At 54.0% G+C, this 14,215-nt stretch carries 12 protein-coding genes; 6 read left to right on the top strand and 6 right to left on the bottom strand.

The window, feature by feature from the left end; all coding sequences use genetic code 11:
• Positions 1-108: 108 nt before the first annotated feature.
• Together DFER_RS07670 and DFER_RS07665 are read right to left on the bottom strand one after the other, a co-directional pair.
• Positions 109-1,878 (bottom strand): RagB/SusD family nutrient uptake outer membrane protein, encoded by a 1,770-nt coding sequence (locus DFER_RS07670; RefSeq protein WP_015811055.1) that lies wholly within the window; start codon positions 1,876-1,878, stop codon positions 109-111.
• A 10-nt stretch (positions 1,879-1,888) separates the two neighbouring features.
• Positions 1,889-5,203 (bottom strand): SusC/RagA family TonB-linked outer membrane protein, encoded by a 3,315-nt coding sequence (locus DFER_RS07665; RefSeq protein ID WP_015811054.1) that lies wholly within the window; start codon positions 5,201-5,203, stop codon positions 1,889-1,891.
• Between the two features lie 274 nt (positions 5,204-5,477).
• On the opposite strand from DFER_RS07665, the gene DFER_RS07660 reads away from it, so the two are divergent.
• Both DFER_RS07660 and DFER_RS07655 read left to right on the top strand, forming a co-directional pair.
• The gene (locus DFER_RS07660) at positions 5,478-6,017 is read left to right on the top strand and encodes a RidA family protein (RefSeq protein WP_143828689.1); all 540 of its coding nucleotides are present in this window, start codon (positions 5,478-5,480) and stop codon (positions 6,015-6,017) included.
• Positions 6,018-6,092: 75 nt separating this feature from the next.
• Positions 6,093-6,761, top strand: a complete 669-nt coding sequence (locus tag DFER_RS07655) for a DNA alkylation repair protein (RefSeq protein ID WP_015811052.1) — start codon at positions 6,093-6,095, stop codon at positions 6,759-6,761.
• 9 nt (positions 6,762-6,770) lie between these two features.
• Here DFER_RS07655 and DFER_RS07650 read toward each other — a convergent pair whose 3' ends face one another.
• Positions 6,771-7,553, bottom strand: a complete 783-nt coding sequence (locus DFER_RS07650) for a methyltransferase, TIGR04325 family (RefSeq protein WP_015811051.1) — start codon at positions 7,551-7,553, stop codon at positions 6,771-6,773.
• Between the two features lie 266 nt (positions 7,554-7,819).
• On the opposite strand from DFER_RS07650, the gene DFER_RS07645 reads away from it, so the two are divergent.
• The 3 genes from DFER_RS07645 to DFER_RS07635 are packed head-to-tail and all read left to right on the top strand — an operon-like array spanning position 7,820 to position 10,084.
• Entirely contained in the window at positions 7,820-8,809 is a 990-nt protein-coding gene (locus DFER_RS07645; protein ID WP_015811050.1) for a hypothetical protein, read from the top strand.
• Between the two features lie 18 nt (positions 8,810-8,827).
• A complete protein-coding gene (locus DFER_RS07640) occupies positions 8,828-9,196 on the top strand; it encodes a sugar 3,4-ketoisomerase (RefSeq protein WP_015811049.1) in 369 nt (122 codons plus the stop codon).
• A 30-nt stretch (positions 9,197-9,226) separates the two neighbouring features.
• Positions 9,227-10,084, top strand: a complete 858-nt coding sequence (locus DFER_RS07635) for a glycosyltransferase family 2 protein (RefSeq protein ID WP_015811048.1) — start codon at positions 9,227-9,229, stop codon at positions 10,082-10,084.
• Here the strand turns inward: DFER_RS07635 and DFER_RS07630 are convergent.
• From DFER_RS07630 to DFER_RS07620, 3 genes are read right to left on the bottom strand one after another with little or no spacing between them, the layout of a single operon-like run.
• On the bottom strand, positions 10,081-10,788 hold the full coding sequence (locus DFER_RS07630; RefSeq protein WP_015811047.1) for a glycosyltransferase family 2 protein: 708 nt from the start codon (positions 10,786-10,788) through the stop codon (positions 10,081-10,083). The genes DFER_RS07635 and DFER_RS07630 overlap by 4 nt on opposite strands.
• Positions 10,789-10,791: 3 nt before the next feature.
• Entirely contained in the window at positions 10,792-11,640 is an 849-nt protein-coding gene (locus DFER_RS07625; protein ID WP_015811046.1) for a glycosyltransferase family 2 protein, read from the bottom strand.
• Positions 11,624-12,436, bottom strand: coding sequence for a glycosyltransferase family 2 protein (locus DFER_RS07620; RefSeq protein WP_015811045.1), 813 nt, complete (start codon positions 12,434-12,436; stop codon positions 11,624-11,626). The genes DFER_RS07625 and DFER_RS07620 overlap by 17 nt, the downstream gene beginning before the upstream one ends.
• Positions 12,437-13,011: 575 nt before the next feature.
• Here DFER_RS07620 and DFER_RS07615 point away from each other — a divergent pair.
• Positions 13,012-14,208, top strand: coding sequence for a cytochrome-c peroxidase (locus DFER_RS07615; protein ID WP_050774655.1), 1,197 nt, complete (start codon positions 13,012-13,014; stop codon positions 14,206-14,208).
• The last annotated feature ends 7 nt before the right edge of the window (positions 14,209-14,215 follow it).

Here is a 14,215-nt window from a genome sequence, read left to right as displayed (position 1 = left end):
GTATTATTGTTTGATTAAATTCATATTTTGTATGTAAAATAATTTTTTACAAAAAAAAAGAGGTTGCCGTTCGGGACAACCTCTTTTGTAATTCGAATGAACTGACGCTTACCAGCCCGGGTTCTGGCCCAGGGCCGGGTTTCTGATCCGGTCGGCCTCGGGAATGGGGTAGAGGTATTTCTTATCCGCCCATTCGCGTTGGCCGGGATTCCATATAACCTCTCCGGAAGTGCCTTTCGAAAGCTGAACGCGGCCAACGGCTGTGGACGGGGTTACGTCCACGAATGCGATGCCCGGCGTGGTCGACGTGGGTTTGGTGCCCTGGTAAAAGTACACATCGTTTTTGCCGTCGCCGTTCAGGTCGTATTCGCCGAGGGCGGGCACGTACATGCCGTTCATCGGCGCGTCCTGGAACAACTTGCCGAGCTTCCATCTTCTCAGGTCGTCGGGGCGCAGGCCTTCGAATACCATTTCCGTACCTCTGTCGCGCAGTACTTCAAGCAGCACCGGGTTGCTGAATTTGCCGCCGAAGAACGATACCATGTAGGGATCGGCCTTGGTAGGCAGCGTCGTGAGCGTGGCGCCGGTAATGCCTGCACGCTTTCTGAGGGCACCAATGGTCGTAGTCCAGTCTTCGGCGGTCATTTTGCCGAGCTCGGCCAATGCTTCGGCTTTGTTGAGCAGCACTTCGGCATAGCGCATCACGATGTGCGCATTGTCGTTGCGGCTTTCGTCGTCGAACGGGAAACGTTCGTCGTAGCACCATTTGATGGGCTGGTAGCCGGTGTTGGTCTGGCTGAAATTCGGCGGCGCGATCACGGGCAGGCCGTTTTCCGTGCGGGTGTAATCGCCCGTGCGGATGGTTTGTTTCAGGCGCAGATCGCGGTTTTTGACCTCTTCCACAAACGGCGTCGTTTCGTAGCCTGCCTTGCTGGTGAATGGCGTTCCATCCAGGTTAAGGTAGGTGTTGATAAAACGGCGCGTGAGGCTTGGGCGGTTACCATAAGTAGGGCTGATAAACCGGCGGTTGGCCGAGCTGTACACCTGCAAGCTGGCGCTCAGCGCTACGGAAAGGATCGATTCGTCGGCGAAAGCCGTTTTGGCAAGGAACAGCTCGCGGTACGACTTGTCGGCCACCGTCGAATGCAGCGTGTAACCATTGATCGCATTCGCTTCTTTAACTACCTCTTCATACCACGCATCGGCCGTCGACTGCTTGTTGTCTTCGGTATGGTACTTGCGCCACGACGCCTCGAACAAGGCAATGCGGGTCTTGTAGGCGCGGGCTACATTTTTGGTAATGCGCGTAACCGACGGGTCGGAGGTGAGTGTAATGTTCTCGATCGCGAAGTTCAGGTCGGCCAGCACTTTGTCCATCACCTCGTAGCGGTTCATGCGCGCGCCGTAAAGCGCCGCATCGTCGTTCACATCAATGGTTTCTTCGATCCAGGGCACATCACCGAATCTTTTGACCTTCTCAAAATAAAACAACGCCCGGAAAAAGCGCGCCACGCCGAGGTAATGGTTTTTGGTAGCGACGGTGCTTTTCTGCGTATTTTCAATGTAATAATTGATATTACGTAGCTGCGTCCAGGTCCATCCACTGCTGGTAATGGGGCTCAATGCATTCACAGCGAGGTAATCGTCCACGCCGTTGCGGGCCACGAGGTCGGAGTTGTCGTCAATCTGGAACACGCCCACGTCCGTGTTGGGGAGCAGGTCATAAAATGAATTGGCGTAAAGTTCCAGGCCCGCTTCCGAGCTGAACACCGCTTCGTTGGTAGCGGTATCCACCGGCACCTCGTTCAGGTCGCAGGAGCTTGCCGTGGCGAGCAGCATCGCGGCAAGGGTATAGCTAAGTATTTTATTTGTCTTCATAAAAATTCCATTAAAAGTTGAGTGACAATCCGATCGATACGGATTTCAACATCGGGTAATTGTAACCATCGCCGCTTGCGCCGCCGCTGAGGTCGCGGTCGGAGCCGATAATGCTCGTCACGTCGGTGTCACGCGTCCATTTGTACAATGGCGACCACGTCCAGAGGTTTTCGCCCGAAAGGTACACCTTCAGGTCGCGGGCGTGGATTTTCGAGGTAATGCGCTCTGGAATCGTGTAGCCGATTTGCAGGTTTCGCAACCGGATATACCCCACATTCTGCATGAAGCGGTCGTTGGCCACTTGCAATGCTCGTCCGGTGCCTTGTGCCGTGTAGCCTACGAGGCGCGGCAGGTAAGCATCGAAATTACCCAGCTCTTCGCGGAACATATTGTCCTGGTGCCAGCGCGGGTAGGCGTTGTAAGGCCGGTTGTATTGTCCCCAGAAACGCGCTTCGCCCGATGGGTACCAGTTTTGTTTCAGCACACCCTGGAAAAATGCGCCCAGGAAGAACCCGTTCCAGTCGCTGTTGAGGTTTACACCGTAAGTATAACGCGGCTCGGAGTTACCGATGATCGTTTTGTCACCCGAGTTGCCCACGCGGTTCAGGCCCTGGAAAATGACGTTGTCGCCGTCCAGGTTCTGGAATTTGAGGTCGCCCGGATAGTTTTTGCGGGTGTTGGTGTTCGGAATGTTGCTCTGCGATGGCGATTCCGCGATTTCAGCTTCCGAACGGAACAGGCCCGCCACTTTGTAGCCCCATATTTCACCCACGCGCTGGCCTTCGTAGTAGTCGGTCAGGTTTTTGTCGGGATTGTTGTATTTGGTAATGTAAGCCTTGTAGTCCGCCAAAGTCACCCGCACGTTGTAGTGGAATGGCTTCGAACCCACGTTGAACAGGTCGTCCCAGTTGATCGAAAGCTCCCAGCCATTGGTTTTCAAATCGGCATAGTTGCCTTTTGGAACGGTCGTTCCAAAAACTGCGGGGACAGTCGGGCCTACGGTGAACATGTCCGTCGTTTTGCGCTGGTAAATGTCCCCAGAGAATTGCAGGCGGCTGTTCAGCGCATGGAAATCCAGACCAAAGTTGGCGGTAGTGGATGTTTCCCAGGTCAGTCCGTTTGGTACCACGCCCGGCATGCTGGTCGTTTGCGGACGAATGCCATTGATCACGCGACCCGATTGCGTAATGCCGAATTTCTCGTAGAAAGAGTAAGGATCGATGTTGCCATTACCCAGCGAACCGTAAGAAGCGCGGACCTTGATGTTGGAAATGACTTTGGGATTAACCTTCCAGAATGGCTCCTCGGACACGCGCCATCCGGCAGATACCGACGGGAAAAACGCCCATTGCTGGTCGGTCGGGAATTTCGACGAACCGTCGTAGCGGCCATTCAATTCGAGCAGGTAGCGCTCGCGGAAGTTGTAGTTCAACCGGAAGAAACCACCCGCAATGGCCCATTTGCGGTAACGGCCCGCCGTGGTCACGCTCTGGCCGAGTGCCAGGTTGATGTTGTCGGCGTCGCTGTACACGATTCCGTTGCGCTGCGCGTAAATGCTGTCGGTGACCGAGCGCTCGTAGTTGAAACCGCCCAGCAAAGTGAAGTTATGCGTGTTGTTGAACGACTTCACGTAGTCGGCATAAAGGTTGGTAGCCAGGTAGTTAATCGTGTTGCGGCCTTCGGCAAGGTCGTTGGTGTTCGTTCCCGTGTAGCCAATCACGCCCTTGGTACGGCTGTAAGGCACCTGCACGCGCTTTTGGTTGGTAGCCAGGTCGGTGCTCTGGAACGTGAGGTTACCCCGGATGGTCAATGCCTTTTCGAAAAACTGTGCTTTGAGGGCTGTCTGGTTTTTCAGGAAGCGGCGCGTCTGGTCGATCGCATTTTTACCATAATAATAGTCACCCACCGTGTAGGCTGCCGAGAATGAGAGCGTTCCGTCGGGGTTACGAAGCGGGGCCAACGGGTGGCCTTCGTCGGCGATGTTCCGGTAAATACCGCTTCCTTCTCCCACGTTCAATGGCTGGTGATATTTCAATTGCGAAAACTCGGTATTGTTATCCACGCGCAGCCACGATGTCAGCTGTATACCGCCTTTTCCGCGGAAGTTGTACATGCTGTATTTGTCGGTATTGTAGCGGAACAAGCCGTCCTGGTTATTGAACCGGCCGCTCAGCAGGTAGGTAGCCTTGTCGGTGCCGCCGGCGATGGACAGGGCGTGATCCTGGGCGCTGAAATTCTTCTTGTACAGCTCCTTGTACCAATCCGTGCTGTAATAATACTGGTACTCGCCCGTGGTGGGGTTCACTTCCACTTTTGGAAGCGATGGGTCTTCATACCGGCGCTTGATCTCGGCCAAATAGGCAGGTGAGAAGCTGATCGTCTTGTTGATCGCCGTCGGCGTGCTGCCGTTGTCGTTCCAGCGCGACCATGCGTCGCTGAAACCCTGCGCCCACGGATAGGAATCCACGATATTGTCGGGCACCTCGGTCGGTGACTTGATCGAGTAGTTGGCCGTATAGGAAATCCGCATTTTGCCTTCCGGTGCCGGTTTGGTGGTGATGAGCACCACGCCGAAAACCGCGCGTGCACCGTAAATGGACGCCGAAGCGGCGTCTTTCAGCACCGAAATGCTTTCAATGTCCTGCGGGTTGAGCATGCGCGGGTCGCCCTCCACACCGTCGATAAGCACGAGGGCGCTTCCGTTCTGGCCGATGGACGTCGTACCGCGGACGTTAAACGACGGCGATTGCGTCGGCTTTCCGTCCAACATACGGATGTTCAGGTTGGGTACCACGCCCACGAGGCCTTGCGCAAGGTTCGGGATTGGACGGTTTTGCAGTACTTCCTGGCCCACCTGGTCTACGGCGCCGGTCAGGTTCACCTTCTTTTGGGTGCCGTAACCTACCACCACCACTTCGTTCAGCGACTTGGTGTCGGCCTTCAATGCCACGTCGATCGTGCTGCGGGTGCCGGAGGGAATTTCCTGGCTGATATAGCCAACGTAGGAAAACACGAGTGTCGCGCCGCCATCGGGGATGTCGAGGGTGTAATTTCCGCTGGCGTCGGTCACGGTGCCTGTCTGGCTGCCTTTGATCACGACATTCACGCCGGGGATACCGTCGGGCGTATCGCCGTCGGTAACGCGGCCTTTGATCTGGCGGTCGGCCTGAGCGAAGTTCCGGTGGGTCCTGCTTGTTTTCAGGCCGGTTTCGATCGCCGGGGATGCCCAGCTCGTGCCGCCGATCAGGGCGATCAGCGCTGCGTGGGCAATCGATTTTTGTAAGGTGCCTGCACGCAGCGGCCACCTTTCTTTACATCGATCCATATGGGTGTAGATGATTTTTATGGTGATTGGATTAAGTTAGTTCCGGTTTTAGGGCCGCAAAATTGGTCAATCGTTCGTACTTGGGCTTTCCGCGAAATGCTATTTAACAATATCATAATGTGACCCCGGCGGTAGCCCGCTGGAAGCCCGGGGGGTGCCTGGCTGGTAGCCTGGCGGTTAGGTGTAGAGGAAGGATTACTTTATGGCTTCGGCTGGGCTTACTGCGGAATGATTGCTACTTTTGGCCATAATTAATAGATTAACTAAACCTATCATGTTAAAACCAACTTCATTCGCTGCGTCCCTGATGCTGTTTTTGGCAGTCGCTTTTCAGGGGAATGCACAAACCCGTCCCGATGTTGAGAAAAAGCTGACCGAGCTGGGAATCTCCTTAGCGAAACCCAAGCCCGGTAAAGGAAACATCCTCCCCGCTGTGCGTGTGGGCAATCTTATTTATCTTTCGGGCCACGGTCCCGACAAGCCCGGCGGCGGACAGATCCTTGGAAAAGTAGGGGATAACCTCAGCGTGGAGCAGGGCAAAGAGGCTGCCAAACTTTGCGGGGTGGCTTTGCTGGCCGCATTGAAAAACGAGATCGGCGATTTGAATAAAGTCAAAAGAGTCGTGAAAGTGCTTGGCCTCGTGAACTCGACGCCCACGCTCACCCAGCAGCCGCAGGTGATCAACGGCTTCACCGATTTCATGGTCGAGGTTTTCGGCGAGAGCGGCAAACACGCCCGTTCGGCCATCGGCGTGGCTTCACTGCCTTCCGGCATTGCCGTGGAGATCGAAATGATCGTTGAAGTAGAACCGTAAGGAGTTTTTTGTCCCAAAAGCCTTTATCGGTTATCTAACGGATGGTCAACTTCGCTATCCGAAAATTGAAGCAAAATGACCGTCGAAGAAGCGTTAGCAAAACTGGAATCGCTTGGGAACGAAAAGGTGCGCGCCATGAATAAGAAGAATGGCGCGCACGATAATCAGTTTGGCGTGAAAATGGGCGATATCCGGTCCATCGCCAGCAAAATCAAATCCGATCAGCAACTGGGCCTCGCCTTGTGGGACACGGGGAATATCGAAGCGCAACTGCTGGCAATGCTGGTCATGAAGCCCAAGCTGCTGTCCGTCGGCGAGCTCGACCGCCTCGTGCACAGCGTCAACTATTTCTGGGTGGCCGATTGGCTTTCTTCTTACATTATCAAGGAGCATCCGCAAAAAGAGGAACTGCGCGAGGCCTGGATGAATTCCGGTTACCCCTGGGCTGCCCGCGCCGGGTGGAGCCTCACCGCCGGCCGCGTCACCCGCGAACCCGAAGGCCTCGACATTCCCGGCCTGCTCGACCGTATCGAATCCGAAATGCCGACGGCCCCTTCCGAGGCACAATGGACGATGAACACCACGCTGGCGCAAATCGGCATCCACTTTCCGGAGCTTCGCGCCCGCGCGCTCGCAATAGGCGAGAAGCTCGGCATTTACCGCGATTACCCCGTTTCCAAGGGTTGCACGTCACCCTTCGCGCCCATTTGGATCAATGAAATGGTGAGCCGGCAGGGCAAATAGCGCGCTGCCTCACTTTTTGATCAGGAAAAAACCTTTGTCGTAGCCGGCCTTCACGTGGTCGATTTCCATTTCCTGCTCACCCGCCACGAAAGAGTCAAATTCCATTTTGATTTCGTAGCCCTCAAAATGCGCCAGAAACTGCTGTTCGTTGAAGAACCAGGCCGGATACCGCGCCTCGTAGATCTCCGGCGGTACGATTTGGAGCGTTAGCCGGTCGGGCCGTTCGGTGTTGACGAACGCCGTGCGGTCGATGAGGATGTATTTAAAATTGTACTGTTTGATATCTTCCAGAAACGCGTGCGGTTTTTCCAGGTACTGGACCACGCTCGACAGCAGCAGTACGTCGGCTTTCTTCGCTGCCTCGCTTTCGGCGATCGTGAAGTGGAACCGCAGCACATCGTCTTCGAAAACCGCTTTTCCGCTGCGAACGTAGTTTTCCTGTTCAACAACGCTCCAATGCAGCTGCACGGCTTTTGGGATGACATCTTTGACCTGATAATAGGTGCTTCCCAATGATCCGCCGAAATCCAGGACAGTCAGGTTATTGCCGCATTCAATGGCAGTGTAAAGCAATGCTGAAATGACGGAGTAGGGGTAAATCTTCTTATCGAACAGCACCGAATCCCGCTCGTACACGGCCTCGCCGTTCTTTACTTTCAGCAGGGCATTCTTGGTTTTATCCAAAATAGCTCCCGCCTCGTATCCGCCCGAGAGTGCGGTTAATGCTTCCCACTTCTGATAGTCACCAAACCAGCCGTAAGGGTTTTTCTTCTTCTGTTTAAAAAACGACATAAGTTTCTGTTGGAATCGGCTGCAATGTACGGCATTAATAAGTAACTCCTGTATAATACGATCTTAGCATTGCCAAGTCGGTGATAATGAGTCAAATCATTATTATGTAACTGTAAGTCAATTATTTCTGAAAGCGCTTTGCAACCAAGTAGCCTGGAAAATGGTCAGGAATATATTATTTTATCACCTGCGGGGCGCATCAGATTAGCAATATATCGCTGATATTTGTGATTGAAGCTACCCTCTTCGACCCCTAACATACCTGAATGCAGAATTTTTGTACCCTTTTCAACTCTTGCTACCTTTCGCGGGGATTGGCGATGTACAACTCGCTGCTCTTGCAAGGCGCTGATTTTCATCTGTATATTTTCGCGTTCGACGACGATTGCGACGCCGTGCTGCGACGATTGCAACTGCCGAATGCGACCGTCATTTCCCTTGGTGAATTCGAAACCCCCGATCTCCTGGCCGTGAAGCCCGGCCGGACGCCCGGAGAGTACTGCTGGACCTGCACTTCATTCACGATCTGGCATTGTATCCACCATTTTTCGCTCGACCATTGTACTTACCTCGATGCGGACCTGCTGTTTTTTGCCGATCCATCGGTCCTAACCGCCGAAATGGGCGAAAATTCCGTGCTGATCACCGCGCACCGGTACAGTCAGGAGCACGATCAGTCCGAAAACAGCGGCATATACTGTGTGCAGTTCATTACATTTAAAAACACAAAACAAGGCCTCACGGCGTTGGCGTGGTGGATGAATGCCTGCCTGGACTGGTGCTACGCGCGTTTTGAGGATGGTAAGTTCGGCGACCAGAAGTACCTCGACGACTGGACCGAGCGTTTCGAAGGCGTGCACGTGCTGCAACACCCGGGAGGCGGCCTGGCGCCCTGGAATGTGCTCGATCATACATTCAAAAATGTGCATGGGCAAGTAATGGTGCATCACGCGAACGGGGCCGATGCGCCGCTAATCTTTTATCATTTTCACGATTTTCGTTATTGCGCCGAACGAAGTTTCCGGCTCACTGCGGAGCAATACCGGCTTCCGGAGGATGCGATCCGGCTCGTGTACGGGCCGTATATCCAATCTCTCGCGCGGGCGGAGGCGCAGGTTTCGAAGGTCAGTCCCGGCGCGGTTTGCCATGAGCCGCCAATGGTTTTAAAATGGATCAAAGTCAGTTTGTCGCGACGTATACAGTTTGGGTTGCGTGGGCGATATAAGAATTATACAAAAAAGAATGCATTGGCATAACCTAATCTAAAACACCCATTGGCCCAGTTAATCAACCTGAAAACTATTACGGACACCCGCGGAAGCCTGACCGTGATCGAACGTGTTATTCCATTTGAGATCAAACGCATTTTCTACGCAAATGGCCCCGATTATGCCGGTGGAGAAGGTGTGGAGCAGGCGGTTATTTGTCTCAAAGGCAGTTGCCATATCAGCAGCCACGCCGGTAGCGGTGAGCAGCATTTCACGCTCGCCACGGCGGACCAATGCCTGCTTCTGTCTCCGCAGGACCGGCACCGGTTGTTGGAAACCTCCCAGGGAGCCATTCTGATGGTGCTGTCATCCGGCGCGTTCGAGCAGGAGGCGCAGGTTCTGGAACCATCGCTCTGCGGGTTATTGGTCGATTAATGCATTGTTTATGAATGTGTTGATATAAATATGTCTCTTCCTAAAATCACCATTGTGACGCCGTCGTTCAACCAGGCGGGTTACCTGGAAGACACCATTCTTTCGGTGCTGTCGCAAGGGTATCCGAACCTGGAATACATTGTCATCGACGGCGGGAGCACCGACGGTTCGGTGGAGATCATCCGTAAGTACGAGCCGCAGCTCGCGTATTGGGTGAGTGAAAAGGATAATGGGCTCTACCATGCATTGCAGAAGGGTTTTGACCGCTCAACGGGTGACATTATGGCCTGGCTCAATGCCGACGATATGTACCATGCGCAATCGCTTTTCACGGTGGCGCAAATTTTCGAACGGTTTCGCGATGTGAAATGGATCATGGGAAGTAATACATTTTTTGATGAAGCCGGGCGACCGTTCGTTTACGACGATCTGCCGTACGGTCAACGCTGGTCGGCGAAGCGCTTGCGCATGTTCGATGGACGGTTCGTCCAGCAGGAATCCGTTTTCTGGCGGCGCGGCTTGTGGGAACAGGCGGGCGGATTTGTGAGCCAGCAGCATCCGCTGGCTGCCGATTTCGAGCTCTGGCTTCGTTTCTCGCGTTTGGAGCGGCTTTATACCACTTCATTCCTGCTCGGAGGCTTCCGTTTCCGCACCGAAAACCAGAAAAGTTACGAGCAGCGCGCCGAGTATCTGCGGGAAGTGAGGCAGCTGCTGGCAGCGGAAAAATCAGATAAGGGGTCTGTTTCCGTGCTCCGTTTGCTGCTGTTCTTCATTCAATGGGTACCTAAAAGGAAGTGGCGCAACCGGCTGATCGTCCGGTTGCTGAATTTGCCGCCCGCCATTGTGTTCGACAGGGCGCAGGGCATGAAGTTCAATGAGGCGCTTTAATGGCCCGATAGCCTCTCTTTCAGCTTTTTAAACAAAAACCGCATGTAAATCGCCATTCCGAAATGCTTTCGGATGAGCCCGGCTTTCTCTTTTTCAAATAATGCGTCTTTGTGCAGGGACGACACGCCGGTGTCGTTGAAAATGGCAATGTCGAAATCGGCGAACGTGAAATGATAGCGCTCGTCGGAATGGCTCTGCATGTTGAACACGTGGTCGGCGGAAATGCGGTAGCGCGTGTCGTAGCTGCGTGTGGAGAATATTTCGGCGGGGTAAATGATCGCCTGGTGGTTAATGCCGGTTTTGGCTTGCTGGTAGGGAGCCATTTTTCCCAGGTATTTGTTGCCGGCTTTCAGCACGCTGCCGTAATAAATGGCCTGCGGGTCGCGCAGCTCCCGCGCCATATCCGAAAACTGGGGCGTAAGCACGTCGTCGGCACCCAAAAAATATACCCACTCGCCCCGCACATGGCCGAGCGCCTTGTTCATGGCGTCGTAAATGCCCCCGTCCTTTTTACTTTCCCAGAACGCGATCTTGTGGTCGTTCCGGTGGAGGATGGCGGTCGTATCGTCGGTACTGCGGCCATCCATCACGATCACCTCTATATGCGGGTATTTCTGGCTGTAAATGCTGTCGAGGCACCTCTGCAAGGTGGCGCCGGCATTGTAAGTGACCAAAATGATGGAGATCAATGGATTCTGACGCATTGCTTACAGCGCAAACTCTTTTTCCACCAGTTGGGCCGGCTCGGCCGCATGCAGGTATTGATGCAGGCCCAGGCTGCAAAACACCGTTTTCTGCAATCGCGCGTCGGTGAGATATGCCTCGTTTTCGGGGCAGCCGGCGCGGTCGGCTTCGGGGTGGTAGATGTGGAACACCACGCCGCCGAATTTGATCGCCCGTTTCCTCAATCCGGCATTCAGCAACCGCACCGCGATTTCATTATCCTCCCGGCCCCAGGCGTGAAAAATTTCATTGTAGCCGTTTACGCGCAGCAGATCGTCGCGCCAGAATGCCATATTACAGCCCCGCAGCGCGAAAATGTCCTGCGTTTTATAACGGTCGGCCATGTACCTGCTCAGCCACGATATGCTGAAACGGTTGGAAAAATTCCCCAGCCCCGATTGGAACGGCGCCACCCGTGGCTGCTGTTGGTGTAGTGTTTTTTCTGACAACTCTTTGTTCATCAGCACCCTGCTGCCGGCCACAAATGTGCCGCGCTTGCTCAATGCAAGGTGGTCTTTGATGAAATGCCTGTGCAGGATCAGGTCCCCGTCGATCTGGATAATGTAGTCGCAGGAACTGGTTGCGATGGCCTTGTTCCGGATCTTGGAGAGTTGGAAACCTTCGTCTGCCTGCCACACGTGGATGAGCCGCACGGGAAATGCGGGGCGCAATGCCTCGATGAGCTCCGCGGTCGCGCCGGTGGAGCCGTCGTCGGCGACGATCACTTCATCGGGCAGCACCGACTGCTCTTTAACACTAAGCAGGCAAAGCCGCAATGCTTCCGGCCAGTTGTAGGTGGAAATAATGAGCGAGCTTTTAGAGAAGGTTTTCATATCCATTCAGGCATTTTTTAACTTTTGTTAGCAGGGTTTGTTGTACGGCCTCGCGATGGAACGGCTCGTTGGAGCGGGGCAGCTCGTCGTGGTGCAGGTGGTATTGCACAGCGCTGAGTTTCACGATCTTTTTAATGATATTGTTATTGATAAACCGCGCCGCGAGCTCCTCGTCCTCATGGCCCCAGCCGCTCAATTCGTTGTTGTAGCCGTTCACACGCAGAAAATCGTCTTTCCAGTAGGCCAGGTTGCTGCCGCGTACACTGCGGCTTTTCATTTCCCTGCGCTGCCCGAGCGACCGGAACACCGGCAGCCGCACCGCATTGAGGCGGTTGTCGACTCCGCGGGAATAGAACCGGAAGTTTGTCTTCCGCATTTCCGCCTCTGAACTTTTAAGGAGCTCCTCGGTTCTGGCAGGGTTGAGCCTGGCGCGGGTACCGCGCACGAAGGCGCCGCATTCGGCCGCGGCAATATGGTCCTGAATGAACGAGGCGTGCAGCACCACATCGCCGTCCACCTGAACTATGTAAGTGCCGGAAGTCTGCCGAACAGCCCTGTTCAGGATTTCGCTCTTGCGGAACCCCCGGTCTTCGTGCCACACATGGATGACAGGCACGGGAAATATTTGCTGCATGCGCGCGATGAGGTCGCGCGTCCGGTGGTCGGAGCCATCGTCGGCGATGATCACTTCCAGGGGCAGCGTTTTTTGCTTCAATACACTCAAAAGGCTGCAATGCAGCGCTTCCGCCCAGTTATAAGTAGCGATAATAAGCGATGTTGCCGGAGCAGAACCCATCGATAATCTAAATTATTTTTCCTGATACACTTGGTGCCGGGTATTCTAAAAAGAACTCGCAGCCCTCGGACTATTTGTGCTTACTGACACAAATGGGTAGCCCATGGTTGTAACCGATCGGTAGTCGTTCAGTTAAAACGCCAGGCTGTGCCTCCAAAGGGGGCTTGTCCGGGGAATTGGTAAGTCTAATTGAGAAACCGCGAGTTACTTATTACGATATACGTTTGATGATTGGGTGGCCAGAATGGCTTTGGTGAGGTAGTTGGTAAAATGTTGGCAGAGGACATGTTTTACGTTTGTTAGGGATTGAGCGTCGTCGTGGGTTGAGACGTCATAAATATCGAAAAAGTATAAGAATATAGTTCAAGCGGATTTTAATTTTTTTCTAATTTATTTTTAATGTAGCAATGCAGGCGGGATGCTCCTGCGGTCGTCAGGCCGGAAAGCGGGCGTTGGAAGAATTGCCGGATGTCTGTTGCCAACTGAGTAGCGGCTATTTCCGCACTGCTGAAATGGTAATTTTAAAGTTCATCGGTCTTATATAGAGGAATTTGAGTTTGAAGATTGAGATTGGCATGTCAGTATTACCAATAAAAGTGCTTGGAAAGTGGGTTTTGATGGCCGGAGCGGGCATTGCCTTTCTGGCCTGCGGCGGAGAGCGGAATACGGCACTTAAAAAAGAGAAAGAACCCGTAGAAACGATTGCCGACCTGGGTGCATTGCCGCTGTCGGCGGAAAGCCCGGCCGATAATCCTACGACGGTGGAAAAGGTAGGGTTAGGGCGCTTGCTGTTTTTTGATCCGATACTCTCCGGAAATAAGGATGTGGCCTGCGCAACCTGCCATCAGCCGGAGTTCAACTATGCCGAATTTCTGGAAACGTCCATTGGCGTGAACGGCGTCGGTAGGGGGCAAAGCCGCCGGTTTGTCGACCCGAACGACATTCCCTTTGTGAAAAGAAATTCGCAGAGTGTGCTCAATACCGCCTTCAACGGCATTCGGAATAATGAACCGTACGATCCGGCACAGGCCCCGATGTTTTGGGACATGCGTGCCAAAGGCCTCGAACAGCAGGCGCTCGAACCGATTAAAACACTGGAAGAAATGCGGGGAAACGGCTTCCATGAAACCGGTATCGTGGAAGAAGTTGTAACGAGGGTCGCAAAGATTCCCGAATACCGCCGGCTGTTTTCGGAGGCATTTCCCGGCGATCCCGCGCCCGTCAGCCAGCTGAATCTCGCACGCGCCATCGCGGCCTATGAGCGCACGCTGATCGCCACCAACACGCGTTTCGATCAGTACATGCGGGGCGATAGCAATGCATTGTCCACCGGGGAGAAGGAGGGAATGAATGCTTTCCTGGTCACGGGTTGTGCCAAATGCCATTCCGGTCCGATGTTCTCGGATTTCAAACTGCATACCCTGGGCGTGCCCGATACCGAAAACAGGAAGGAAAGCGATTCCGGCGCCGATCAGAAATATGCATTCAGGACACCCACACTTCGCAACCTGCGCTTCACGGCGCCGTATATGCACAGCGGCAAGTTCCAGACGCTCGATCAGGTGCTGATGTTTTACGAAGACATAGCCGGAGGTAAGCTGCTCAATCCCAATGTGAAATCAGGGCAGGTAGATCCGCTCGCCACGCATATGGACGTTAATTTCAAGGACATTTCGCGGATCGTCGAGTTTTTGAACACACTCAACGACGACTCGTTCGATAAAACCATCCCCGAAAGCGTTCCAAGCGGATTGCCGGTAATGGGGCGTTAGCAGCCGG

The organism is Dyadobacter fermentans DSM 18053, assembly GCF_000023125.1.
Lineage (GTDB): Bacteria > Bacteroidota > Bacteroidia > Cytophagales > Spirosomataceae > Dyadobacter > Dyadobacter fermentans.
The sequence above is the reverse complement of the archived record's forward strand: the minus strand, read 5'-3'. Positions and strand labels throughout refer to the sequence as shown.